This window comes from Arthrobacter sp. TMP15 (genome assembly GCF_039529835.1).
GTDB lineage: Bacteria > Actinomycetota > Actinomycetes > Actinomycetales > Micrococcaceae > Specibacter.
The window spans coordinates 1,332,419-1,357,693 of sequence record NZ_CP154262.1 but is presented as its reverse complement, the minus strand read 5'-3'; the positions used below and the strand labels follow the sequence as shown (position 1 = coordinate 1,357,693).

Below are 25,275 nucleotides of genomic sequence, written 5' to 3'. Positions count from 1 at the left end.
CTATACCTCCAACAACCGTGTGGCGCTCTGGCGTTCCAGCGCTGCAGCAACCAACCCGGCGAAGAGCGGATGCGGCCGGGTGGGTCGCGAGCTCAATTCCGGGTGTGCCTGCGTGGACACATAATACGGGTGAACGTCGCGGGGAAGCTCAACGTATTCAACCAATTTGCCATCCGGTGAGGTGCCGGAGAAGACGAGTCCTGCCGCAGCAATCTGATCGCGGTACAGATTATTAACTTCGTAGCGGTGGCGGTGACGTTCAGAGACATCCGTTCTGCCATATGTTTGCGCAACGACGGATCCCTCAGCCAGTACCGCGGGGTATAGGCCAAGGCGCATGGTTCCGCCAAGATCCCCCTTGCCAGCAACAATGTCTTGCTGCTCTTCCATGGTGGCAATAACGGGGTAAGTGGGGTTCTCATCAAACTCTGAGGAGGAAGCCCCATCAAGCCCAACAACGTTGCGTGCGTATTCAATAACCATTGATTGCAGACCTAGGCAGAGTCCCAGTGTGGGGATCTTGTTTTCGCGAGCAAACCGCAACGCACCCAGCTTGCCTTCTAGCCCGCGGATGCCGAATCCACCAGGGACACAGATGGCGTCAACATCGCCAAGAGCCTTGATGGCTCCGGCTTCCGTGGCGCAGTCATCTGAAGGGACCCAACGGATTTTAACCTTGGTGGCATTGGCGAAGCCGCCTGCACGCAACGCCTCGGTCACTGACAAGTAGGCGTCAGGTAGATCAATGTATTTGCCCACAAGCGCAATCTCAATGTGATGCGCCGGATTGTGCACCACGTCCAGCAGCTTGTCCCACTTGGTCCAGTCAACGTCTTTGAAAGGCAGATCAAGTGCGCGCACAATGTAGGAGTCAAGTCCCTGAGAGTGCAGGATCTTGGGGATGTCATAGATGCTTGAGGCATCCGGGCAGCCAATGACGGCTTCAACGTCGACGTCGCAGGCGCGGCCGATCTTGGTGTGCATGGCCTCAGGCAAGACCCGGTCCGAGCGCAAGATGATGGCATCCGGCTGAATACCCAATGAGCGCAGCGCAGCAACAGAGTGCTGGGTGGGCTTGGTTTTCAGTTCCTGGGAGGGACCAATGTAGGGGACAAGGGAAACATGGGCGAAGAACACATTGTTCCGGCCAACGTCCTGGCGCACTTGCCGTGCCGACTCTAGGAACGGCTGGGACTCGATGTCTCCTACTGTGCCGCCAATTTCCGTGATGATCACGTCGGGTGCGTTGGGGCCCTCGGCGGGCAGACGCATGCGACGTTTGATCTCATCGGTGATGTGCGGGATGACCTGCACGGTGTCCCCCAGGTACTCGCCTCGGCGTTCCTTGGCGATGACAGTTGAGTACACCTGTCCTGTTGTGACGTTAGCGGAGCCTTCCAAATTTTCATCGAGGAAGCGCTCGTAGTGGCCAATATCCAAATCCGTTTCGGCGCCGTCATCGGTAACGAAGACTTCACCGTGTTGGAAGGGATTCATTGTCCCTGGATCCACATTGAGATAGGGATCGAGCTTTTGCATTGTCACAGAGAGTCCGCGCGCACGCAGTAGGTGACCGAGGCTAGAAGCCGTCAGCCCCTTACCAAGCGAGGACGCGACCCCACCGGTGACGAAGATATGTTTGGTCGTCTTGGACTGACCACTGAACCGGGAATTTGATCGTTGCACCACGGAGTTCGAGCCTATCATCTAATGAGCCAATAAAAGTTTGAGAACGGCAACATTGTTTTTTGCTTTTCTGCCGTCCATCTCCACGAGTTACTTAACGGGTCGGGCAGCTTGCAGCAATAATTCCTTGGCGTGTGCCTGCGCTGTTGCTGAATCCTCCTGCCCTGCGAGCATGCGCGCCAGTTCCACGACCCGTTCTTCATCATTCAAAAGTCGCACGTTGCTGGTAGTGATTCCGGTTGAGTTTTTGCTCACAGAGCTCTTGGTCACCAAGATATGCTGGTCAGCAAAAGCAGCCACTTGGGGCAGGTGCGTGACAACCAACACTTGCACGTGTTCAGCGAGCATGGCCAGTCTGCGGCCAATTTCCACTGCGGCTTTACCACCCACCCCGGAGTCCACTTCGTCAAAGACAAACGTGGGCACAGGGTCCACGGCGGCAAGGACCACTTCCAGCGCCAACATGACCCGTGAGAGTTCACCACCGGAGGCTCCCTTGCCCAATGGACGCGGGAGCGCACCGGCATGGGGTGCAAGGAGGAAGGCAATCTCATCCTGGCCGTGAATGCTGCGCTCGGCTGCACTGATTTCAATGACAAGGCTGGCATCTGGCATAGCTAGTGCCTTCAACTCGGCGCTAACAGCCTTGGCAAGCTTCTCTGCGGCTTTCCTGCGCAGTGAGGTAAGTTCCATGGCCAGCACGCCGAGTTCGTGAACTGCCGCAGTTTCCTGGGCTTCCAGCGTCTCTATCCGCCCTGAATCATCGCTGAGTTCGGTCAACCGGATCCTTGCGGTGTCAGCCCACTTGATAACTTCATCGATACTAGGGGCATATTTGCGCACCAATACGGCCAATTCTCCGCGCCTGTCTTCAACCTCGGCAAGTCGACCAGGCCCCTCGGAGTCTAGAGATGTGGCGTAGCTGACCAGATCACGGGCGATGTCAGCGAGAAGGTAGCCAACTTCGGCGAGTCGTTTGGTTGTCTGCCCCAGTTCCTCATCAGTCTCGGCGACGGTTTCCACAAGTCGCCGGGCACTGTCCACAAGTGTGGCGGCATCGATTCCATCGCCATAGTCGGCAGCACTCAGCGCCTCGTGAGCTCCCAAGGCGGCTTTTCGGAGCACTTCAACATTGCCCAGCCTGACCGCCTCGGCTTTGAGGAGTTCATCTTCGGCGCCAAGTGGTTCGACAGCGTCGATCTCGGCTAAGGCTGTGGTTAGCGCATCCGCTTCTCGCAACCGTTCTCGGCTGGCCGTGTGCAATTCATGCAGTTGGGACTGCGTAATTCTCCACCGTTCAAAGACACTGCGGTAGCTATGCATTTTGGCGGCAAAGCCTTTGTGGGCCTCGGCCGCAAATTTATCTAGTGCCGCCCGCTGTGCGGAAGGGTTTTTAAGCCGAATCTGGTCTGATTGACCATGCACAGCCACGAGTGTCTCACCCAACTCGTTAAGTACACCAATGGGTGCGCTACGTCCGCCTACGTGGGCTCGGCTACGGCCATCGGCATTGACGGAGCGGGCCAGAATCAGTTGAGCGCTGCCGTTGTGTTCGTCAATGTCGGCACCAGCTTCCAACGCGCGCACAAGCGCTGGGTGGCCTGAAGGCAGGGTTAGTGTGGCCTCGGCAGAGGCCGACTTGGCTCCATTACGTACAGCTCCAGCATCAGCCCTGTTACCCAATAAGAGTCCGACGGCGGTCACCACCATGGTCTTTCCCGCACCAGTTTCACCACTGACAACACTTAAGCCGGGCCCCAGTGGCAGCGTTGATTCTGAGATGACGCCCAGGTCACGGATGCGAATTTCCTCGATCATCTCTCATCCTCCCCATAAACAGAGGTTGTACCGGAATATGAACTTTGCTGCGGCGGAACGGTAAGGTCAGGGACGGGCCGGATCACACCGCTGCGCGTACCCTCAAGCGCCGATTTGGGCCTTGGTGACTTGATGATCGGCAGCTGTGTAGTTGGGGGCAGCGGATTTTCGGCCGAGGGGCCACGCCAGCCTTGAACTGGCAGCTCAAACTTGCGCACAAGTCGTTCGGAGAACGTTGATTGCTGGGTCCGTGCCAGTTTCACAGGTTTAGGGGAACGCGTCACTTCAATCCGCGCGCCAGGCAAAAGGTCAACTGTTCTCCGTCCATCGCACCAAATAACTCCGTAGGCGCCGTTGCGGCTCAACACCTCAACGGCAAGCGTGGAGGTTGGAGCAACGACCAACGGTTTAGCAAAGAGCGCGTGGGCGCTGATGGGAACCATCAAAAGCGCTTCCACACCGGGCCATACAACGGGGCCGCCGGCAGAAAATGCATACGCTGTTGAACCTGTTGGTGTTGCCATGACAACACCGTCACAACCGAAGGATGTCAGCGGGCGCCCGTCCACCTCGGTAACCACCTCGATCATCCGTTCACGATTGCCTTTTTCAAGTGCAACCTCATTCAGCGCCCAAGTGTGTGCGACCATCTTTCCAGCCACCCTGACTATCACGTCAAGACACATACGCTCTTCCACCGAGTATCTGCGCTGGACAACGGCTGCGACGGTTTGAATGAGTTCCTCACGTTCGCTTTCTGCAAGGAAACCGACGTGACCTAAGTTCACCCCAAGCAGGGGAACATCGTACTCCCGGACGATCTCGGCTGCACGCAATATGGTGCCATCCCCGCCCAAAACCATCACCAGCTCTATCTCTGCCAGAGTGACATCTTTGTCAAGAATCTCCATATTTACTCCGGATACGCCCAGGTAACCTGTCATGTCGGAGAGTTCATCGGCATACATAACCGGGACAATGTTGTTTGCATGAAGCTCAACGCACGCCTCGAGGGCGGCAAGCATCGACTCTTCACGGCCAGTGTGGGCCAGAATCAAGACGCGCCGTGTCATGTGTTGTTTCCTCATCGCTTTCCGCGGGACCGCATAGTTGCGGAACCACTAATGTCAGGACTGCGTACACAAGCCCACAATGCTCAAACTCAAACAAGTTGGGCCCTAATGGCTGGTCTTCACATGGATCCGGGCCATAGTGTAGCTAGCAACGTCCTCACAGAACGTTCCTGTTCTTCGATCTTATGCGCAGCCCCGGACACAACACGCGTGGCGAGTAGAAAATACTCAACATTTCCATCTTGACCGTGCAATGCGCTCACTCCAATACCCTGCAGAACAAGTCCGTTGGCAACCGCCGCTGAGGCAACCAGGGCGACTGCGCGCCGTCGTTCATTCTCGCTGCTGACCACACCAGTACGGGCAAGACGATCCTTGCCCACCTCAAACTGTGGCTTTACCATCAGGAGCAGGTCACCGCCAATTTTGGTGGCAAGGACAAGTGGTGCCATGACAAGCGTCAGTGAGATGAAAGAGAGGTCGCAAACGGTGAGATCGGCGGGTCCACCAATATCATCGGCTGACATGTAGCGGATATTCATGCCCTCGTAGACTTCAACGCGAGGATCATTACGTAGCGAGTCGACCAGCTGGCCGTGCCCAACATCCACGGCCGCCACCGCAGAAGCTCCCCGTCGCAACAGCACGTCGGTGAATCCCCCCGTGGAAGCTCCCGCATCAAAGCAGCGCTTTCCGATTACGCGCACCTGCGGAAAATGTGCCAAAGCCCCGGCAAGTTTGTGGCCTGCCCGGGACACATAGTCTTCTTCGTTGCCTGGGAGAATGACCACCAGCGACTCCGTGTCAACGGCGTAGGCCGCCTTGATCACTGGAGCTCCGGCAACGGTGACGCGGCCGGCCTTGATGAGAGTAGCTGCCACAGTTCGCGATCGCGCCAAACCACGATTTACTAACTCCTGGTCGAGTCGAGTCATGCTTCTTTACCGCTCATAGCGACAGCTGGATCGGCATCAAGCTCACGCTCTAGGCCTTCTAGCATCTGTGTGTAGCGTTCCTTATGCTGGCTGACCGGGCTCTGAAGCGTCTCCTTGGCAAGCTCGATTAGAGCGTCCACAGCAGGATCTCCCGTGGGTTGAGAGAGAGACTTTTTTTCTAAAGACTCCTCTGGAGATTCTTCTATTCTCATGATTACTCTGCCGGTCCAGCGCCGGTTTTAGCCCAGGTAATAGTGGGGTCCGTTGGCTCTGCGGCGCTCGGAACTGCTGCCCACCAGGCAGCGCATGCGGCCCGCCATGAATCGGTGTCATCAGCACGGCCGGCAATGTGCAGGGCTGCATCCCCCGATTCGGACGTCATTACAGTCGCGGCAGCAACGCCACAAGTGACTCTCGCGCCGTCGAACTTCACTTCGGGGTACGCCGTATACAGCTGCGCCAGAGTATCTACGATGAACCGTGGCCTTTCCGCAGTGCGTGCCCGCAGCGCAGTTTCGCATGTGTCCACACCCGTCAGCACCAGAGCAGTAGCCATCCCAGCGTTGTTGCCGCCCAAAATGTCAGTATCCAGCCTGTCCCCCACGACCAGCGGGGCCTTGGACTTCAAACGGTTGGCGGCCGTGCGAAACAGCGGCGCCTCAGGTTTTCCAGCCACCAACGGATCATGTTCGACGGCGGCTCGGACCGCAGCAACCAAGGTTCCGTTACCCGGGGCGATTCCGCGATCCCGAGGGATCGTCATGTCGGTATTCGTAGCAATCCAGAGCGCGCCAGCGTTGATAGCATAGCTAGCCTCGGCAAGATCGGCCCAGCCAAGTGAGGGGTCAAACCCTTGGATCACAACGTCGGGGGAATCCGTGGCACTGGTTACAACCTCCATACCCAACGCCGCAACTTCTTGCGACAAAGCGACGCTGCCTGTGACAAGCACTTTGGCGCCTTTAGGGAACTTCTGCGCCAGTAAAGCAGCACCGGCTTGAGCAGAACTAACTACCTGATCCTCATTTGCTGGTGCCCCAAGCTCACGCAAATGTGCCGCGACCTGCGCTGGTGTACGGGACGCATTGTTCGTCACATACACCAGCGAAACACCGATATCAGCGAGTCCGATCAGGGCTTCGATTGCTCCATCGATGGCCCTTGGACCGGCGTATACAACGCCATCCAAATCCGCCAGTACGGCATCAAAACCACTAAGCAACGCGTTAGCTGTCACTGTGGCCGGGCTCCTGGACGTCCTCGCCTTCAGCGGCATCTTCTACAACAGTTTCTTCGTGGACCTGCTCGAGGCTCTCAGCGTCATGACTGTCTGTGTCAGCACTGTCGGCATCATGACTGTCTGTGTCAGCACTGTCGGCATCTGACTCGGCGTCATCGGAATCAAAGTAGGATGACTGCGCATCATCCACATTGAGCTCGTCGTGCTGCGCAACTTCAGCATCGCCTGAGGGCAGTTCCGCAGCGGCCTGGATGTCGGCGTCGTTCATCACAGGCGCAACAGGTGCAGCCATGACATCTGACACGCGAACGCGCGGGGACTCCAAGGGGATCTCTTCATCGTCACCGAGGTCGATGATGATCTGATCGGTTCCCTCATCGATGCCCAGAGCTTCCTCGGCAACAAGAGCCTGACGCTCCCATGTTTTAGCCTCATCCTTGCGACCGGCCGCACGCAAAATCATGCCGTAAGCACGGAACAGACGCGGGCTGAAGGAGAACGCACGGTTGATATCCAGCTGCGGGATCTCGAGGGCAGATAATGCCGCCTCCATCTCACCAAGATCCCCGCGAGCCCCGGATTCAACGATGGCCAACTCAACCTTGCCGGCCAGATCCAGACCTTCAGCGTCTTCTGACTTGATCAGATCAAGTGCACGGTCCGGGCGGCCCAAACCGCGTTCACAATCTGCCATGAGAGGCAAGTGAGCGTTGGAACCACTGATGCGGCGGAAGGTGCGAAGTTCACGTAACGCCTCACCGTATTTGCCGGCGGCGTAGGCAGTCATGGCAACAGCTTCACGGACACAGGCCAAGCGACCGCCACGACGGCTAGCGGCCAAAGCGTGCTCAAAGGCGACCTCAGGGACGAAGTCGATTAAGCGTCCGGCCATGACAAGGTGTTTGGAAACCCACTCGTTGTTTTTGGCGTCCAAAATACGAAGCTGCGCGCGGGTTACCTTATCAAGCTCCTCCCCTGTGACATCGGGATCGATCTCTGGTGAACGTTCACGGTCAGGGCGGTTGGAGCTGCGAAGATCGCCAGCGTTCCGTTCCGGGGGTGTGCGGGGACCTGTGGTGCGGGGACCTGTGGTGCGGGGTCCACGATCGTCACGGGCACTGCCATGGCTGGGGCGGTCGTTGCTGCGTGCGGGGCGATCATCGCGGCCACCGAAAGCGGGGCGTGCGGGGCGGTCTTCACGGTTGCCGTAGCTGGGGCGTGAATCGCGGTCCGGTGCCGGGCGTCCACCCTGGCCACCACGGTTATCGCGATCACCGTAGGGGCGGTCGTTGCTGCGTGCGGGGCGATCTTCGCGGCCACCGAAAGCGGGGCGTGCGGGGCGGTCTTCACGGTTGCCGTAGCTGGGGCGTGAATCGCGGTCCTGTGCCGGGCGTCCACCCTGGCCACCACGGTTATCGCGATCACCGTAGGGGCGGTCGTTGCTGCGTGCGGGGCGATCTTCGCGGCCACCGAAAGCGGGGCGTGCGGGGCGGTCTTCACGGTTGCCGTAGCTGGGGCGTGAATCGCGGTCCGGTGCCGGGCGTCCACCCTGGCCACCACGGTTATCGCGATCACCGTAGGGGCGGTCGTTGCTGCGTGCGGGGCGATCTTCGCGGCCACCGAAAGCGGGACGTGCGGGGCGGTCTTCGCGGTTGCCGTAGCTGGGGCGTGAATCGCGGTCCGGTGCCGGGCGTCCACCCTGGCCACCACGGTTATCGCGATCACCATAGGGACGGTCGTTGCTGCGTGCGGGGCGATCTTCGCGGCCACCGAAAGCGGGACGTGCGGGGCGGTCTTCGCGGTTGCCGTAGCTGGGGCGTGAATCGCGGTCCGGTGCCGGGCGTCCACCCTGGCCACCACGGTTATCGCGATCACCATAAGGCTTGCGGTCTTCGCGGCGGCCGTTAACCATTGGCCGGTCAGCACTGCGTGCGGGGCGGTCTTCGCGGTTGCCGTAGCTGGGGCGTGAATCGCGGTCCTGTGCCGGGCGTCCACCTTGGCCGCCACGGTTATCGCGATCACCGAAAGGCTTGCGGTCTTCGCGGCGGCCGTTAACCATTGGCCGGTCAGCACTGCGTGCGGGGCGGTCTTCGCGGTTGCCGTAGCTGGGGCGTGAATCGCGGTCCTGTGCCGGGCGTCCACCCTGGCCGCCACGGTTATCGCGATCACCATAGGAGGGACGGTCGTTGCTACGCGCCGGACGATCATCGCGGCCACCACGATCATCACGGCCACCAAAAGATGGACGCTCATTGTTTCTTACCGGGCGTCCACCTGCGGGACGCGCACCCTGCCCGCTACGCTCACTATATGGACGCGCGGGCTGACGATCGTTCGTTGCCGGACGCTCTGTGTAGGACTTTCCGTTAGCGTCTTGTCCGCGAGAGTTATTGTCGCGCTGTCCTTCGTACTGCTCAGCCATGCCGACTCCTAAAACTATGAGCGCACTAACTGGCACAGTAACAGCCGCTCTTCACTTGTGATCTTCTATTGAAAAAACCATGAACCCAATTGTCCAGACTACAGTCTAGTCCAGCTTGGAGGATCCACCCATGAATCTGACGTATCTGGACAAGATGAGGGGCCAATCACAGTGGATCTCAAATTGTTCGTGTCCGAGGTCACCGGGAGCCCACCCATCGTGTGTCAATACGACTGTTGTTGACTCATCGTCAAGAACGCTGAAGTTCACGCTAACGATCGTCGGGTTCAAGGGATTACTCCCCCGGTGCCAATTAATAGCCAACGACGTCGGTTCCGCCCACGTTCTTATCTCACCCCACACGGACTGAGACCCTGTAAATGAATCCTCCAGTAGGAGGCCTGTCTCGAAACCTATGTGAGATTCGGCGCCAAAAATACTGTGACCTTCCACGGGCCACCAAAGATGGATGCCATCAGTAAACCCGTCAAAAGCTTCCCTTACTGGCACAGGCACGGTTACAGCGCTCACTCGTGCGGCAGGTATCGAATCATTTCCGGGAACGGCGTTTGGGGCATGAGAAAACAAGTTGGACATCAGTCCAGTTTACTCGGCTCTCTTCCGCAGAGTCACAGGCTAGAGAAAACACGGTCCCGTAGGAATCGTGGTGGACAGGAATCCTCAAGGATGTCCCACTCAGGCCCAAATACATACCCGCTGCGTTGAGGCTGAGGCTCCTGACACTCTTTGTGCGTTGGTGGTGCAGCTAAGGTCCTGGGCCCAGGTCGTAGTTCCCGGCTCGTTGCGCCGTGCGCATCTTGGGGTGGTGGGCTTGGGTGGTGTGTTAAATTGAGGGAGGCCCCGCACCGTGTGGTGTGGGGCCTCGACCTTTTTATGTGTTGTCCGGCGGTGTCCTACTCTCCCACATCCTCACGAATGCAGTACCATCGGCGCTGTGGGTCTTAGCTTCCGGGTTCGGAATGGGACCGGGCGTTTCCCCCACGCTATGACCACCGTAACTCATTCCCCACGGGCCAGCACGACTGTGTTGGTGTGGGTGGTTTGTTGGGTGTTCTTGTGATGAACAACTTCTATTTCTATTTTATTATACATGTAATTACCATTTCTATAAACCTTTGTTTAGGGGTTTATAGGTTTTGGTGGTGTCATGTTTTTTTTGTTTCCTGTCCGAACAAACGGGTGGGTTTGTTGGTTGGGAACCACATAGTGAACGCGAGCATACTTGTTTTTATAAAGTGTGTGTGGTGTAAGTTATCGGCCTATTAGTACCGGTCAGCTTCACGAGTCTTTAGTCCTCGCTTCCACGTCCGGCCTATCAACCCAGTAGTCTAGCTGGGGGCCTCTCACACTTTTACGTGTAGGGAAATCTCATCTTGAAGCGGGCTTCCCGCTTAGATGCTTTCAGCGGTTATCCCATCCGAACGTAGCTAATCAGCGATGCACTTGGCAGTACAACTGACACACCAGAGGTTCGTCCGTCCCGGTCCTCTCGTACTAAGGACAGCCCTTCTCAAATTTCCTGCGCGCGCAGCGGATAGGGACCGAACTGTCTCACGACGTTCTAAACCCAGCTCGCGTACCGCTTTAATGGGCGAACAGCCCAACCCTTGGGACCTACTCCAGCCCCAGGATGCGACGAGCCGACATCGAGGTGCCAAACCATGCCGTCGATATGGACTCTTGGGCAAGATCAGCCTGTTATCCCCGAGGTACCTTTTATCCGTTGAGCGACGGCCATTCCACAATGTGCCGCCGGATCACTAGTCCCGACTTTCGTCCCTGCTCGAGGTGTCCCTCTCACAGTCAAGCTCCCTTGTGCACTTACACTCGAAACCTGATTGCCAACCAGGCTGAGGGAACCTTTGGGCGCCTCCGTTACTCTTTAGGAGGCAACCGCCCCAGTTAAACTACCCATCAGGCACTGTCCCTGACCCGGATTACGGGCCGAAGTTAGATGTCCAAAGTGACCAGAGTGGTATTTCAACGATGACTCCATAACAACTAGCGTTGCTACTTCACAGTCTCCCACCTATCCTACACAAGCCACTCCGAACACCAATACCAAACTATAGTAAAGGTCTCGGGGTCTTTCCGTCCTGCTGCGCGTAACGAGCATCTTTACTCGTACTGCAATTTCGCCGAGTTTATGGTTGAGACAGCGGGGAAGTCGTTACTCCATTCGTGCAGGTCGGAACTTACCCGACAAGGAATTTCGCTACCTTAGGATGGTTATAGTTACCACCGCCGTTTACTGGGGCTTAAATTCTCAGCTTCGCACACAAGTGTGCTAACCGGTCCTCTTAACCTTCCAGCACCGGGCAGGAGTCAGTCCGTATACATCGTCTTGCGACTTCGCACGGACCTGTGTTTTTAGTAAACAGTCGCTTCCCCCTGGTCTCTGCGGCCCACACACGCTCACGGACAGCTAGTGTCCTTCACGTGGCAGGCCCCCCTTCTCCCGAAGTTACGGGGGCATTTTGCCGAGTTCCTTAACCATAATTCTCTCGATCGCCTTAGTATTCTCTACCTGATCACCTGTGTCGGTTTGGGGTACGGGCAGTTAGAACCTCACGTCGATGCTTTTCTAGGCAGCATAGGATCACCGAATTCCCCCCTACGGGGGTCCCATCAGATCTCAGAATCGTCATTGAAGACAACACAACGGATTTGCCTATCGTGTTTCCTACGTCCTTAGACCGGGACTACCATCGCCCGGCTCGGCTACCTTCCTGCGTCACACCTGTTAATACGTTTACCTCCCCGGTTCAGTTCCCACGCTCCCCACACATCCTGGTCCCGAAGGACACTCAATGATGGTTTGGGTGGTTAGTATCACCGGTTCAATATTGGCGGTTCTTCACCGGTACGGGAATATCAACCCGTTGTCCATCGACTACGCCTGTCGGCCTCGCCTTAGGTCCCGACTTACCCAGGGCAGATTAGCTTGACCCTGGAACCCTTGATCATTCGGCGGACGGGTTTCTCACCCGTCTTTCGCTACTCATGCCTGCATTCTCACTCGTGTAGGCTCCACCGCTAGTTCACACTGCGACTTCAATGCCCACACGACGCTCCCCTACCACTCCAAACCCCTGAAAAACACTCACGAGGAACATTTTTAGGGTCATGTTTGAAATCCACAACTTCGGCGGTGTACTTGAGCCCCGCTACATTGTCGGCGCGGGATCACTTGACCAGTGAGCTATTACGCACTCTTTTAAGGATGGCTGCTTCTAAGCCAACCTCCTGGTTGTCTAAGCAATCCCACATCCTTTCCCACTTAGCACACGCTTAGGGGCCTTAGTTGGTGGTCTGGGCTGTTTCCCTCTCGACTATGAAGCTTATCCCCCACAGTCTCACTGCTGCGCTCTGACTTACCGGCATTCGGAGTTTGGCTGACGTCAGTAACCTTGTAGGGCCCATTAGCCATCCAGTAGCTCTACCTCCAGTAAGAAACACGCAACGCTGCACCTAAATGCATTTCGGGGAGAACCAGCTATCACGAAGTTTGATTGGCCTTTCACCCCTACCCACAGCTCATCCCCTCCATTTTCAACTGAAGTGGGTTCGGTCCTCCACGCGCTCTTACACGCGCTTCAACCTGGCCATGGGTAGATCACTTCGCTTCGGGTCTAGATCACGCCACTAAACTCGCCCTATTCAGACTCGCTTTCGCTACGGCTTCCCCACACGGGTTAACCTCGCGACGTAACACTAACTCGCAGGCTCATTCTTCAAAAGGCACGCCATCACAAGAACAACTACCCACAAGGGGCACGCTTGCTCTGACGGATTGTAAGCACACGGTTTCAGGTACTATTTCACTCCCCTCCCGGGGTACTTTTCACCTTTCCCTCACGGTACTTGTCCGCTATCGGTCATTAGGTAGTATTTAGGCTTATCAGGTGGTCCTGACAGATTCACACGGGATTTCTCGGGCCCCGTGCTACTTGGGATACTCACCCAAGGGAGTGCACTGCATTTCAGTTACGGGACTCTCACCCTCTACGGTCGGCCATTCAAAACCGTTCACCTATACATGCACCATTCCCCTTCCTGAACCGGCAGATCCAGATCGGTAAGTCCCACAACCCCGCACCATGCAACGCCCGCCGGCTATCACACATGACACGGTTTAGCCTGTTCCGCTTTCGCTCGCCACTACTAACGGAATCACTTTTGTTTTCTCTTCCTGTGGGTACTGAGATGTTTCACTTCCCCACGTTCCCTCCACACATCCTATATATTCAGATGCAGGTCACTACCTCGTCTTGCAACGGGTAGCGGGGTTCCCCCATTCGGACACCCTCGGATCAAAGTTTGGTTATCAACTCCCCGAGGCTTATCGCAGATTCCTACGTCCTTCTTCGGCTCCTAATGCCAAGGCATCCACCGTGCGCCCTTAAAAACTTGACCACACACTCTGGTCACTCTTACTTATCGAGAGAACCATGAAAACCAACACCACCACCCCAAAAGGGTCGTGACATCAGATCCAGGTTCAATTATCTCAAAGAAATTGCTTCTTTATAAAGATGCTCGCGTTCACTATGTAGTTCTCAAACAACAACCCCACCACACACCCCACCAACCACAGCAACACACAAAAGTGTGTCACCGAACAGGCCAGAGAAGTCATGTGCGGGAAACCAGGCACAACACAACCACCAACACCACACCCCCCAACAGGTAAACACCCAACAAACAGGCACTCACCCACAGGAAACACGATAATCAGCGGTCCTTGTTATTCCAGGACCCAACAGTGTGCCAAACACAACAACAACTACCAACAACCCCTAACAGCTCTTTCCTCACACCCACCAAAGGATGCGGTACTCAAACCAAGGCCGCGATACTCATCATCAGCTATCTTATTGATATTCCACCCTTGAGCAACTCACCCAGAAACAGACGTCCTGGCAATGAGTCTTTACTCCTCCTACCACCAACACAACCCATGCGGGCCATACCGTGATACTCGGTGCTCCTTAGAAAGGAGGTGATCCAGCCGCACCTTCCGGTACGGCTACCTTGTTACGACTTAGTCCCAATCGCCAGTCCCACCTTCGACAGCTCCCTCCCCACAAGGGGGTTAGGCCACCGGCTTCGGGTGTTACCAACTTTCGTGACTTGACGGGCGGTGTGTACAAGGCCCGGGAACGTATTCACCGCAGCGTTGCTGATCTGCGATTACTAGCGACTCCGACTTCATGGGGTCGAGTTGCAGACCCCAATCCGAACTGAGACCGGCTTTTTGGGATTAGCTCCACCTCACAGTATCGCAACCCATTGTACCGGCCATTGTAGCATGCGTGAAGCCCAAGACATAAGGGGCATGATGATTTGACGTCGTCCTCACCTTCCTCCGAGTTGACCCCGGCAGTCTCCTATGAGTCCCCACCACTACGTGCTGGCAACATAGAACGAGGGTTGCGCTCGTTGCGGGACTTAACCCAACATCTCACGACACGAGCTGACGACAACCATGCACCACCTGTAAACCGACCGCAAGCGGGGCACTTGTTTCCAAGTGTTTCCAGTTCATGTCAAGCCTTGGTAAGGTTCTTCGCGTTGCATCGAATTAATCCGCATGCTCCGCCGCTTGTGCGGGCCCCCGTCAATTCCTTTGAGTTTTAGCCTTGCGGCCGTACTCCCCAGGCGGGGCACTTAATGCGTTAGCTACGGCGCGGAAAACGTGGAATGTCCCCCACACCTAGTGCCCAACGTTTACGGCATGGACTACCAGGGTATCTAATCCTGTTCGCTCCCCATGCTTTCGCTCCTCAGCGTCAGTTAATGCCCAGAGACCTGCCTTCGCCATCGGTGTTCCTCCTGATATCTGCGCATTTCACCGCTACACCAGGAATTCCAGTCTCCCCTACATCACTCTAGTCTGCCCGTACCCACCGCAGATCCGGGGTTGAGCCCCGGACTTTCACGGCAGACGCGACAAACCGCCTACGAGCTCTTTACGCCCAATAATTCCGGATAACGCTTGCGCCCTACGTATTACCGCGGCTGCTGGCACGTAGTTAGCCGGCGCTTCTTCTGCAAGTACCCTCAACCAGCTAAACACTGGCCTTGTTCCCTACTGAAAGAGGTTTACAACCCGAAGGCCGTCATCCCTCACGCGGCGTCGCTGCATCAGGCTTTCGCCCATTGTGCAATATTCCCCACTGCTGCCTCCCGTAGGAGTCTGGGCCGTGTCTCAGTCCCAGTGTGGCCGGTCACCCTCTCAGGCCGGCTACCCGTCGTCGCCTTGGTGAGCCATTACCTCACCAACAAGCTGATAGGCCGCGAGTCCATCCAAAACCAATAAATCTTTCAACCAAACCCCATGCGAGGTAAAGTCAATATCCAGTATTAGACCCCGTTTCCAAGGCTTATCCCAGAGTTAAGGGCAGGTTACTCACGTGTTACTCACCCGTTCGCCACTAATCCCCCCACAAGTGAGGTTCATCGTTCGACTTGCATGTGTTAAGCACGCCGCCAGCGTTCATCCTGAGCCAGGATCAAACTCTCCGTTAATAACTAAACAGACACACACAAACACACCGGAAAAAGGTCATGAATGCATGCACTAAATTCGAAACCAGCTAAACAACCATTCATCACCACAGGGGCGGCAACAAACAGTCAAATAACCAATTCAATATAAATAAATTGGTATCAATAAAACTTGGCACACTATTGAGTTCTCAAACAACAATTACATTCGAGTAGTTACTAATCAATACTAAATAATTAGTTTTCGTCGTTGCGATATTCATACTTTATTTCATTGGAATTCACTTTGTCCAATCCACAGCATGTGTGGCTCGTCACTTGGTGTTTTCCATAAACCCATTCTTACCTGAATATTTTCGAATCGAAGAGACGTTGATATTCGGTAGTTTGTAAGGTTTGTGGTTTCTTGCGAGGTGGTGATCTCTGCTCCGCAAGCGGAGTGGGTCAGCGTTGCGCAAGCAACAGATAGAACAATACACCGATGCCCGTCCCCGATGCAAATCGGGGACGGGCATCATCAAAACCGCAATACAAGGCCTGTTCTAAAACTAGTTGGCCAGCTCCACCATGGACAGGGTGCGTTTTCCTCGACGGACCAGCAGGTACTTCCCATGCAATGCATCGGCAGCACCCAAAATAGTGTCCGGATCACTGATCTTGACGTTGTTTACGTAGGCTCCGCCTTCGCTCACCGTCCGGCGAGCGGCAGAGTTGCTGTTGGATAGCCCCGAAGCAACTAGGAGTTCAATAATGTTCAATCCGTCGTACGGGGCGCTTGTACGTGGCAATTCACTGGTCGCCGAGGCCAGGGTCCCCTCATCAAGTTTGGCTAGATCTCCTTGGCCAAAAAGCGCGGCAGAGGCTGCGATGACCTTCAAGGTGGTATCCACTCCATGAACAAGAGCAGTCACTTGGAATGCTAGAGTGCGCTGGCCTTCACGAGCCTGCGGCTTTGATGTCACTGACTCCGAAATCTCAACGATCTGTTTACGCGATAGAAACGTGAAGACCTTCAGGCGATCAACCACATCGTCATCGGCAGTGTTTAGCCAGAACTGATACATGTCAAAGGGGCTGCACATGCCGGCGTCGAGCCAGATGGCGTTGCCTTCGCTCTTGCCAAATTTGGTGCCGTCTGAGTTGGTGATCAGCGGTGTACCCAGCGCATGAACGGTGGCTCCCTCAACTTTGCGAATCAAGTCCGTGCCGCTGGTCAGGTTCCCCCACTGGTCGGAGCCACCTTGCTGCAGAACACATCCGTATTGGCGGAAAAGCTCAAGGTAATCCATACCCTGGAGGATTTGGTAACTGAATTCAGCGTAGCTAATGCCGTCGTCGGAATTCAGCCGCGAAGCAACAATGTCTTTTTTGATCATCGTGCCCACACGGAAGTACTTACCGACGTCGCGCAGGAAGTCCAGCACTGACATGGGCTCGGTCCAGTCGAGATTGTTGACCATCCGCGCAGCGTTCTCACCTTCGAAGGACAAGAAGCGCTGCACCTGTCCTTGGAGGAACCCTACCCACTCGGTAACGGTTTCCTTGGTGTTCATGGTGCGTTCCGCTGTTGGACGCGGGTCCCCCACCAAACCAGTTGATCCGCCCACCAGCCCCAACGGTTTGTGACCAGCTAGCTGCATACGCCGCATGGTGAGGAGCTGCACTAGATTGCCTAGGTGCAGGCTAGGCGCGGTGGGGTCAAAACCGCAATAGTACGTGATCGGCGCACCGGCGAGTAGCCCCTCAAGGGCTGCCTCGTCAGTGGAGACCTGAACGAGGCCTCTCCACTTGAGCTCCTGCCACACATTGGCGAAACTGGGATCATTCTCGGGGACGCGAAGGTTAGTTTGCAAAGACACGGTTCAAAATTACCAGCACGACGGCGTTTCCACGACATTCCTGCCCGCCGCAGTGTTGCGCTGAAGCCGCCAATGCAGTGTGCAGCCTGACCTGCGAATTACTTTTGGATACCGGCGGGGAGAGGTTCCGATGTGATCAACCGCAGGCGACGGGTTGGACGGGTCATTGAAACGTAGAGATCCCCGACCCGACCGCTTGCACCTGCAAGTAGAGCGGCCGGCTCAACGATGATGACGCCGTCGAACTCCAGTCCCTTTGCCTCGTGAGGATCGATCACCACGATATTTTGCTCCAGCGAGCCAGCCCCATGACCAATACGATTCCCATAGACGCTCCGCAAGGCCGCGGCAGTGGCGCGCACCATGGAGGCGGGGGTAATTACTGCCAATAACCCACCACCCACGGCGGCCGTTTCCGCCGGCACCACGGCAACTACCTGGTTGATAACTTCCGAAGCGTCTACGAAGTCAACGATGGGCTCCCACTCACCGTCGCGCACCGCCTTCGGTGCAGAGACCACTTGGCCGGCAGCATTAGCCATGCGCACTGCTGCCTCCGCGATTTGCGTGGGCGTGCGGTAATTGACAGTCAACTCCTCAATGTTCCATCGGTCCCCCAACAAGGGAGTCAACGCCCGATCCCATGACATGGCTCCAGCCGCGGAACTTGTTTGAGCAATATCACCAACAATTGTGAATGACTTCACGGGACAGCGGCGCACCAACAGACGCCACTGCATGGGCGAAAGTTCCTGGGCCTCATCAACCACCACATGGCCGTACGCCCAAGACCTGTCAGTCAGGGCACGCTCGGCACTGGTCTGCGATTCGGCTTCAACAAGGTTGTAATCAGCCAGCTGCTCAGCCGTAAGGATGCCGTCCACGCCGGAGTCTTCCAACTGTTGGTTCATGTTGGAGATAGCCTTTTCGGCGTTAGCTAGGTCGCGCTTCCTCTGTGACTGCGCACTTGCTTGAGCGCGCCCGCCGCTGGCATCCATGTCACCGAGAAGTTCGGCTGCCTCATCGAGCAGGGGTATATCAGACTCGCTCCAGGGCGAGCCCGGACTGCGCAGCAGTAAATCCCGTTCTGCTTGGCTAAATTCCGGTGTGACTGCAGCAAGGATCTCGGGTTTGCTGAACATGTCATTGATAAGCTGCTGAGCGCTCATGGGCATCCAACACAGGTTGAGTATCACGCGAACGTCGCGTGCAGAGCGGACATCCTCGCCCAGATATGACCTATCTGCGTTGTTGCCAGCACCCGCAGATTCAATGTGTTCACGCAGTTGCTCGGTAAGTTCGCGCAGCAGAGTTTTCACGAAAGTTACGCGCGCTTCGTTGTGCGGCAGACCTGTGGCCCGAGCCTTGTCTCTGGCACGGCGTACTTGACGAACGGTAAGAATCAAACGTGTGCCTTCGACGTCGAGCCTGACATCTTCACAAGGGGTTCGCTGACGGTTCGCGACGGCGTTTGCCACAATCTGGGCCATACCGATGCGGCCCTTCAGTTCTGCCATTTCAGGGGATTCGGCTGCAGTTGCTTGGACGCCGGGGAAAAGATTGCCGACGCTTGCCATGACTACACCTGTCTCACCCAGCGAAGGCAAAACCCGCTCAATGTATTTCATAAACGCATTTGAAGGTCCTACCAGCAGTACACCGGCAGCCTGAAGTCGCTCGCGGTGGGTATAGAGCAGATATGCTGCCCGGTGGAGCGCCACGGCAGTTTTTCCTGTGCCGGGCCCGCCTTGGACCACTAATGCGCCACTCAAAGGTGAGCGAATGATCCTGTCCTGCTCCGCCTGAATGGTACCGACGATGTCATTCATGCGGCCCGTGCGCTTGGAATTTAGTGCAGCCAGCAGCGCACCTTCGCCCTGTAAGTGTTCACCGTCAACAAGCATTGTGTGGTCAAGAACGTCATCCTCTATGGCTTTGACATTGCGCCCGTTTAACAACAAATGACGACGGCGACGCACCCCCAACCGCTCAAAGGCGGTGGCCTGATAGAAAGTACCGGCTTCGGGGGCGCGCCAGTCAACCATCAGCTGACGCAAATCCTTGGTGGAAAGGCCTATGCGGCCAATATATCTGGCTTGCCCATCATCTAGGTCCAGCCGGCCAAACACGAGTTTGTCATCAACTGCATTCAGCTGTGCCAGACGGTTCTCGTATAACGTTGCAAAAGCGTCTCGTTCGGAACGGTTCTGATGTGTGCCCATGGATTTAGTCCGGCGCACATCACCGAGTTGCTCGACCTTTTCAGCGCGAAGTTCATCTAAGCGTGAATAAAGACCGTCAACATAGCTGCGTTCTTGGGCCAACTCGTCGTCATACATGCAAGGCTCCTGATACGTAAGGCATACCCCCAAAAGGCAGACCGTCTATTCTATCCCTCTATGTGCGTGGGTGCTTTCACTTGTGATTGCCGAGACATGAAGGCCGCTAAGCACGTGCCATCGGGAGGCCCCACATCCTGCACACTTCTTTGCTTCTCAGCTGATCACCGCCTACGTCGCTTCAATCCGAAAGTGCCTGTGTCACGGGTTGGGCAGGTGAGAGGCACTGTGGCTTCCCAAGCAGGAACAGCTACACGTGAAGCAGGGAAACCACGTCATGGCTGTTAAGAGTCTCGCGTCCCGAGAGTGTGTCAATTTCCAGCACCACCCCGATGCCTGCCACGACGGCGCCTGTAAGTTCAAGCAGTGCAGCAGCGGCACTGAGCGTTCCACCCGTGGCCAGGACGTCATCGAGTATTAATACACGCGTGCCAGCAGGGACATCTTCCTGATGCAGTTCCAGGGTTGCATGACCATACTCAAGCTCATAGCTCTGGGCATAAACTTCGCGCGGCAGTTTTCCGGCCTTGCGGATAGTGATTACACCGGTTCCAGTGGCGTAGGCGGCGGCAGCCGCTAGGAGAAAACCACGAGCCTCCACTCCGGCCACGGCATCAAACTCTCCACTGAAGGCCGCAGTGATGGAATCCACCACCAGTTTCAGAGCCGGCCCGTCGGCAAAAACAGGGGTGAGATCTTTAAACACGATCCCGGGCGAGGGGTAGTCCTGAACGGTGGCGCATAAATTCTCAATGACGGTGGACACTTGGGGACATTGCTCCACGGGTGTAGTGACTGAAAATTGTGTTCCGGGGGCGTCTAATCTCTCGTTCACTCTTCAACCGTACAGCCTGAACAGTGCTGGCACTCCCCTCCACTTGAAAGGTGCTCCGTACCTCTCGACACCGGCACGGCGCCCAAAAAATATTGGTGCGTAATGCCATTTGCTAGCCCACATCTAACGATCAGTACTTACCTAAGTCCTGGACCTGCTTTTACGCCCCGACGTGGTGCACGAATCACTCCGGGTTTGAATCTCGAGACTGTTGGATCCCCACCGATCCAAAATCGCCAAGGGTACTCGGCTGTGCCACCAGACCCACTGATACCGACTCGCGGTCCCGTCATAACCCCACTCACTGGTGTTTCCGGAAGTGTCACTGTCACTTCACCGGCAAGGGCGGGGATTCCATTGTGTTCCCCAGAAATTCCCATCGCCTTAGTAAGTCTCGCCGGCCCCTGCGCAAGTTCAGAGTCACGCTTGGAAGTTGGACGGCGCAAGCGCGCTAACTCTAGACCTTCTACGACTTCTCCGGCTCTCATCAGACAACCTGACGAGGTCCCTTCCGGCCTGCACACGAGGTTGGCACAGAAGTGCAGACCATAGGTGAAGTACACATAGAGGTGACCGGGCGGACCGAACATTACAGCGTTACGGTTAGTCTTGCCTCGATAGCTGTGCGCGCCGGGATCCGGAGCATCAGAATCGGCTGGTCCTAGGTATGCTTCCACCTCGGTCAGGCGGACGGCCACCGGACCTTCCGGACTTTCATGGCGCACCAGTGCACCCAGCAGGTATGGTGCCACCTCGATGGCAGGCCTCTGAAGAAGTTCAAGGATGTTAACTTGTTCGCCCATATTCTCAATTTAGCAGGGGTTACCAAGCACGCTCTGCACGAGCTGAACCACACGGGTACCATGCCCAGGTCTGCGGCTACGCAGTGATCGGAGCCACTTTTTAATACGGATGTCCCAATACCCCGAGGAGGATTCCTGTCGGGTTGGCAATTTCGCTAGAACTATCACTTGCTGACTAAAACATGCCCGGCTCACACAGGACATGGGCTGTTCGAGAGCCTGAGCCGGATAATGTGTTGCTGTTTACTGCTGTACTGCTTGACCAGTTGGGATGGGAAGATCAACTATGAGCATTAAACTCGATTTCACTCCCCCGTTTGATCCGGGAATCTTTGACTTCCTCGCTGCCCGTGCAGTGACCGGGGTCGAGGAGGCTGATTCGCTATGTTATGCCCGGACGGTGTTGCTCGATGGCGGGCATGGATGGCTCCGCGTTAGCTGGGACGGGCAAGCGTTATGGTTGGAGCAAGATTTGGAGGACCCAGCCGACGCTGCCCAACTATTGGGCAAAGTCCGCCATCTCTTTAATCTGGATCACATCCCGCACTAGCCGACGATAAGTTGAGAACATTGCCATTGCTAGCTGAGCGTGTGAATTTGATTCCTGGAATCAGGCTGCCAGGCTGCGTGAATAAAGCAGAAATACTGATCAGGGCCATGGTTGGCCAGCAAATAACGGTAGCTGCTGCCAGAACGGCACTTAACCAACTGGTGGCGACAAGCACGCCCAGTCGCCTTCCTCACGGGACCATGAGTCATTTTTTTCCAAGTTCACAGGAGATTGCCGTCAATGGCCGTCAGATTCTTCGGGGCCCCCAACGCCGGATTGACTCCATTGTGGCTGTCGCTGGAATGCTGTCCGAGGGGTCCTTGAGGCTCGAGCCAGATGACACCCAGGAAACGCTCGTCCAGAAGCTACTCCCTATCCCAGGCATAGGCCCCTGGACTGTCGGGTACTTAGCCATGCGAATACTCGGCAGCAGCGACATCTTCCTGCCCAGCGACGCAGCGGTGCGAAACGGCTATGGCCTCCTTCGAGGAGATTCGCTCGCCCAAGCTCGCACTATCAAGGCCACAGAGCTGGGTCGCATGGCCGAACCGTTCCAACCATGGCGCTCCTACCTGACACTGCACCTGTGGCGGGTGTCGGGGGAAAAATAGTTTCAGTTCCTAAAAACTATTCAACAAACCAGACGAGTCATAGCACCTACCGGAAACGTTAGCAGTCGACGCCGAGGCTACGCTTTCCGGAGCGCTCATTTTCTGGAGTGGCCGTTCTGGGTTGGAGGTTCGGCGGGACCCGCTCTGACGACATTCCTTACGGCAGTAACTGCTGTAACGGGAGTAGCCGGAGCAACTGGAGTAGCTGGAGTAGCCGGAGCAACTGGAGTAGCTGGAGCAGCTATGGATTGTGGCGTTTTTTGGGGTGTTTGGTGGTGTTTTCTTTTGGTGGGTTGAGGGTGTGGTTGATGTGTTTTTTGAGCCAGGTGGGGTATTGGGTGCGTTGGGGTTCTTGATGTTGGGGTTTTTGGTAGTTCCCTGATGGGGTGATCCAGCCGATGCGTCCGTCGGGGGTGGGTTGAGGGGTCCAGCCACGAAGACGAATGTTTTGCCGGTGTGGTTCTTGATAGCGGCGGTAGTTACCGTGGCGGTCTTTATCGTCCTTGAAGTGCTTGAGGCGGTGGTGACGTGCGCAGGCAGGGCGAAGATTAGTCATGGCCGTGGTCCCCCCGTGTTCCCACGCGTTCAGGTGATCCAGCTCAGTGTCCATTACTGGATAAGGACAATTAGGGATGTAACAACCCCCAGTCAGGGCTTGCAGCACAGCTTTTTCAGCGTTGCTAAGTGTGTACCGGTCAGGGTTCAACGCTAACGCTTCCCCACTGATCGGATCGGTGAGCACGCGCAGGAACGTGTGTGAGGCTGCCATGAGTTTCCTTGCGATTTCTTCTGGTACCGGACCGGTGCCGATACCCACAAGCTCCGCGGGCTCATCAGTTATCCCTAACAAGCCCAGGAAAGGAACCTTCAGGAGAATCAATGCCTTTGGTAGCGGCGGATCCGTAATGACTTTCCCCTGAGCCAGTGCGTGAAGCTGGTCTAAGTATTCTTGTTGCTGATCTTCCACGATCCCGTCAATGACCCCATTGACGAAACCTGAACCATCCCCCACTAACTCCCCCACCACCAGAACATCCACCCCAACATCTACTCCAGCAGCTACACCACTATCGCCAGCGACGTCCTGGGCAAGGGTAGGGTGCGCATCATCCACCGCACTGCCCTCACCACCTAATCCCTTCCCAGCCCCCTTCTCAGCCGCGGGGCGCTCTTGAACAGGGAGGTACCCCTGAATCGGGTTACCTGGATTATGCAGGGAGTCAGCCTCACGTCCAGGGCAGGATTCACGCACGTCACCACCTATGGCACCACCGCCTGTGGCATCACGGTCTTTGGGGTCAGGGTCTGTGTGTGTCCAGATAGGCTCCGGATCAACCAACCTCACCCCAAAGCCCGAGCTAGATCCCCCGAAACTACTCTCAGGAGCGTTGCTGCGATCGTCGTTGTGCTCTGGAGCGCTGGTGCTGGTCTTGCTGGTGCTGGCGTTGTTACTGCCGGTCTTGGTGTAGTTGTTGGTGGGTAGTTCTTGGCCCATCAGTAGTAGTGCAGCAACGTCAACACGAAGTTGATCCAGAGTTCTGTATTCCCCACGATCTCCCCCAACCCCATTCCCAGCACCGGAACCATGACCGGAGCTGGGGTCGGGGCCGGGGTTAGGGTGTGGTGTGGGGTGGGTGTTGGTGTGGTTTTTGATGGCTCGTGCTGTGCGGGTGCAGTGCGTCATGATTCCTGCTGCGGCCAGGGTGGGTAGATGCAAGCTTAGCCAGGACATCCCGTCGCGGCCTTCTTCGCAGAACATTTTACGCCGTGTGAAGGCTTCCTTGGTGGCGGTGGTGAGGGTATCTGGGAATGTTGACTCACGGGCCCGGCGGGCTTTGGAGGCAAACACTGATGCGGTAGCCCCGGGTGCTAGCACCAGCAATCGGGTCTGGAAAGCGGCGACTTCAGGGGCACTGATGCCACTGCTCTCTTTGACAGTGGTGATCTCATCAGCGATCGTGCATGCGTGCCGCCAAGATAAAACCCCTGCTTGTAAAGCCTTGAAAGTGACTGGGTGTTTTAGAACCTCCACGCAGTGATGCGTGAGTGCGGCAGCTGTTCGTTCAGGGATCCCTAAGACCAAAGCTGCTTCCAACACGGCACTACTTTGCGCTAGTGATGATTGGTTCCGGTCTAGATCAACTAAAACTCGTTCTACTTCTACCGCACCCATTAATCGTCCCAACAGGGCCGCTTTACACGCCGCGGTAGCGTCTTCTAAACGCTTCACTACCGCCAAAGCGGCGATAGCACCATCATGAACACCACGCACCACACCTAACTGAGAGGGCGGCTCCGGCTGTGGCGGGGGAAAGCCAATCAGTGGCGGTAATCCTGCCAACGATGGATTGTCAGTGCCGAAGGGTTCAATAGAAGGAAGAGCGGCTATCGCACCAAGGAGTGCGGCCACATCCTGTGTGGCTTCCTCGCCCCGTTCCCCGGGGGCCATCACCGGAATACTCATACCACAAGTCTACGCCCGTCGTGACCGAAACGCTATAGTTCCTAGAAGAAACATTCTATACAACATCATTTGGCCACCCTTCATAGCTGTCACGAGCCTGAAAAATCGG

15 protein-coding genes and 3 rRNA genes are annotated in these 25,275 nt (G+C 56.3%); 2 read left to right on the top strand and 16 right to left on the bottom strand.

What is annotated here, in order from left to right:
- The 15 genes from AAFM46_RS05930 to AAFM46_RS05860 all read right to left on the bottom strand — a co-directional run bounded on the left by AAFM46_RS05930 (position 1) and on the right by AAFM46_RS05860 (position 21,541).
- A complete protein-coding gene (locus tag AAFM46_RS05930; protein ID WP_283531643.1) occupies positions 1–1,707 on the bottom strand; it encodes a CTP synthase in 1,707 nt (568 codons plus the stop codon).
- A gap of 69 nt (positions 1,708–1,776) precedes the next feature.
- Entirely contained in the window at positions 1,777–3,504 is a 1,728-nt protein-coding gene (recN, locus tag AAFM46_RS05925) for a DNA repair protein RecN (RefSeq protein WP_343320033.1), read from the bottom strand.
- Positions 3,501–4,577 carry an NAD kinase gene (locus AAFM46_RS05920; protein WP_283531645.1) on the bottom strand — a complete coding sequence of 359 codons (1,077 nt, stop codon included), beginning with the start codon at positions 4,575–4,577 and terminating at the stop codon, positions 3,501–3,503. Before AAFM46_RS05920 ends, recN begins: the two co-directional genes overlap by 4 nt.
- A gap of 119 nt (positions 4,578–4,696) precedes the next feature.
- Positions 4,697–5,512, bottom strand: a complete 816-nt coding sequence (locus AAFM46_RS05915; protein ID WP_283531646.1) for a TlyA family RNA methyltransferase — start codon at positions 5,510–5,512, stop codon at positions 4,697–4,699.
- Positions 5,509–5,724 (bottom strand): hypothetical protein, encoded by a 216-nt coding sequence (locus tag AAFM46_RS05910; protein ID WP_343320032.1) that lies wholly within the window; start codon positions 5,722–5,724, stop codon positions 5,509–5,511. Before AAFM46_RS05910 ends, AAFM46_RS05915 begins: the two co-directional genes overlap by 4 nt.
- A gap of 2 nt (positions 5,725–5,726) precedes the next feature.
- Complete coding sequence (locus tag AAFM46_RS05905) at positions 5,727–6,749, bottom strand: HAD-IIA family hydrolase (protein WP_343320031.1); 1,023 nt, start codon at positions 6,747–6,749, stop codon at positions 5,727–5,729.
- Positions 6,739–9,174 (bottom strand): hypothetical protein, encoded by a 2,436-nt coding sequence (locus AAFM46_RS05900; protein WP_343320029.1) that lies wholly within the window; start codon positions 9,172–9,174, stop codon positions 6,739–6,741. Before AAFM46_RS05900 ends, AAFM46_RS05905 begins: the two co-directional genes overlap by 11 nt.
- Before the next feature lie 105 nt (positions 9,175–9,279).
- A complete protein-coding gene (locus tag AAFM46_RS05895; RefSeq protein WP_343320028.1) occupies positions 9,280–9,771 on the bottom strand; it encodes a hypothetical protein in 492 nt (163 codons plus the stop codon).
- A gap of 304 nt (positions 9,772–10,075) precedes the next feature.
- Positions 10,076–10,192, bottom strand: a 5S ribosomal RNA gene (gene rrf / locus AAFM46_RS05890).
- A gap of 244 nt (positions 10,193–10,436) precedes the next feature.
- A 23S ribosomal RNA gene (locus AAFM46_RS05885) occupies positions 10,437–13,611 on the bottom strand.
- A gap of 579 nt (positions 13,612–14,190) precedes the next feature.
- Positions 14,191–15,726: ribosomal RNA gene (locus tag AAFM46_RS05880) — 16S ribosomal RNA — on the bottom strand.
- The 16S, 23S and 5S rRNA genes sit together here, the layout of an rRNA operon.
- Positions 15,727–16,253: 527 nt before the next feature.
- Complete coding sequence (gene tyrS, locus AAFM46_RS05875; RefSeq protein WP_343320027.1) at positions 16,254–17,564, bottom strand: tyrosine--tRNA ligase; 1,311 nt, start codon at positions 17,562–17,564, stop codon at positions 16,254–16,256.
- A 98-nt stretch (positions 17,565–17,662) separates the two neighbouring features.
- Positions 17,663–19,903: an AAA family ATPase gene (locus tag AAFM46_RS05870; protein WP_343320026.1), complete on the bottom strand. Its 2,241-nt coding sequence runs from the start codon at positions 19,901–19,903 to the stop codon at positions 17,663–17,665.
- Between the two features lie 250 nt (positions 19,904–20,153).
- Positions 20,154–20,687, bottom strand: a complete 534-nt coding sequence (locus AAFM46_RS05865) for an adenine phosphoribosyltransferase (RefSeq protein ID WP_343320378.1) — start codon at positions 20,685–20,687, stop codon at positions 20,154–20,156.
- A 188-nt stretch (positions 20,688–20,875) separates the two neighbouring features.
- The gene (locus AAFM46_RS05860) at positions 20,876–21,541 is read right to left on the bottom strand and encodes a DNA-3-methyladenine glycosylase (protein ID WP_283532373.1); all 666 of its coding nucleotides are present in this window, start codon (positions 21,539–21,541) and stop codon (positions 20,876–20,878) included.
- Between the two features lie 286 nt (positions 21,542–21,827).
- Here AAFM46_RS05860 and AAFM46_RS05855 point away from each other — a divergent pair, with 286 nt between their 5' ends.
- Together AAFM46_RS05855 and AAFM46_RS05850 are read left to right on the top strand one after the other, a co-directional pair.
- Positions 21,828–22,091 carry an AlkA N-terminal domain-containing protein gene (locus AAFM46_RS05855; protein WP_343320025.1) on the top strand — a complete coding sequence of 88 codons (264 nt, stop codon included), beginning with the start codon at positions 21,828–21,830 and terminating at the stop codon, positions 22,089–22,091.
- Positions 22,092–22,291: 200 nt separating this feature from the next.
- Complete coding sequence (locus AAFM46_RS05850) at positions 22,292–22,702, top strand: hypothetical protein (protein ID WP_343320024.1); 411 nt, start codon at positions 22,292–22,294, stop codon at positions 22,700–22,702.
- A 241-nt stretch (positions 22,703–22,943) separates the two neighbouring features.
- On the opposite strand, the gene AAFM46_RS05845 is transcribed toward AAFM46_RS05850, so the two are convergent.
- Complete coding sequence (locus tag AAFM46_RS05845; RefSeq protein WP_343320022.1) at positions 22,944–25,166, bottom strand: DUF222 domain-containing protein; 2,223 nt, start codon at positions 25,164–25,166, stop codon at positions 22,944–22,946.
- Positions 25,167–25,275 lie beyond the last annotated feature (109 nt).

What these genes read in the sequence shown, in the direction of transcription:
- AAFM46_RS05930 (WP_283531643.1), bottom strand. Translation starts at nt 1,707, where the DNA reads ATGATAGGCTCGAACTCCGTGGTGCAACGATCAAATTCCCGGTTCAGT.
- recN (WP_343320033.1), bottom strand. Translation starts at nt 3,504, where the DNA reads ATGATCGAGGAAATTCGCATCCGTGACCTGGGCGTCATCTCAGAATCA.
- AAFM46_RS05920 (WP_283531645.1), bottom strand. Translation starts at nt 4,577, where the DNA reads ATGACACGGCGCGTCTTGATTCTGGCCCACACTGGCCGTGAAGAGTCG.
- AAFM46_RS05915 (WP_283531646.1), bottom strand. Translation starts at nt 5,512, where the DNA reads ATGACTCGACTCGACCAGGAGTTAGTAAATCGTGGTTTGGCGCGATCG.
- AAFM46_RS05910 (WP_343320032.1), bottom strand. Translation starts at nt 5,724, where the DNA reads ATGAGAATAGAAGAATCTCCAGAGGAGTCTTTAGAAAAAAAGTCTCTC.
- AAFM46_RS05900 (WP_343320029.1), bottom strand. Translation starts at nt 9,174, where the DNA reads ATGGCTGAGCAGTACGAAGGACAGCGCGACAATAACTCTCGCGGACAA.
- AAFM46_RS05895 (WP_343320028.1), bottom strand. Translation starts at nt 9,771, where the DNA reads ATGTCCAACTTGTTTTCTCATGCCCCAAACGCCGTTCCCGGAAATGAT.
- AAFM46_RS05870 (WP_343320026.1), bottom strand. Translation starts at nt 19,903, where the DNA reads ATGTATGACGACGAGTTGGCCCAAGAACGCAGCTATGTTGACGGTCTT.
- AAFM46_RS05860 (WP_283532373.1), bottom strand. Translation starts at nt 21,541, where the DNA reads ATGGGCGAACAAGTTAACATCCTTGAACTTCTTCAGAGGCCTGCCATC.
- AAFM46_RS05855 (WP_343320025.1), top strand. Translation starts at nt 21,828, where the DNA reads ATGAGCATTAAACTCGATTTCACTCCCCCGTTTGATCCGGGAATCTTT.
- AAFM46_RS05850 (WP_343320024.1), top strand. Translation starts at nt 22,292, where the DNA reads ATGAGTCATTTTTTTCCAAGTTCACAGGAGATTGCCGTCAATGGCCGT.
- AAFM46_RS05845 (WP_343320022.1), bottom strand. Translation starts at nt 25,166, where the DNA reads ATGAGTATTCCGGTGATGGCCCCCGGGGAACGGGGCGAGGAAGCCACA.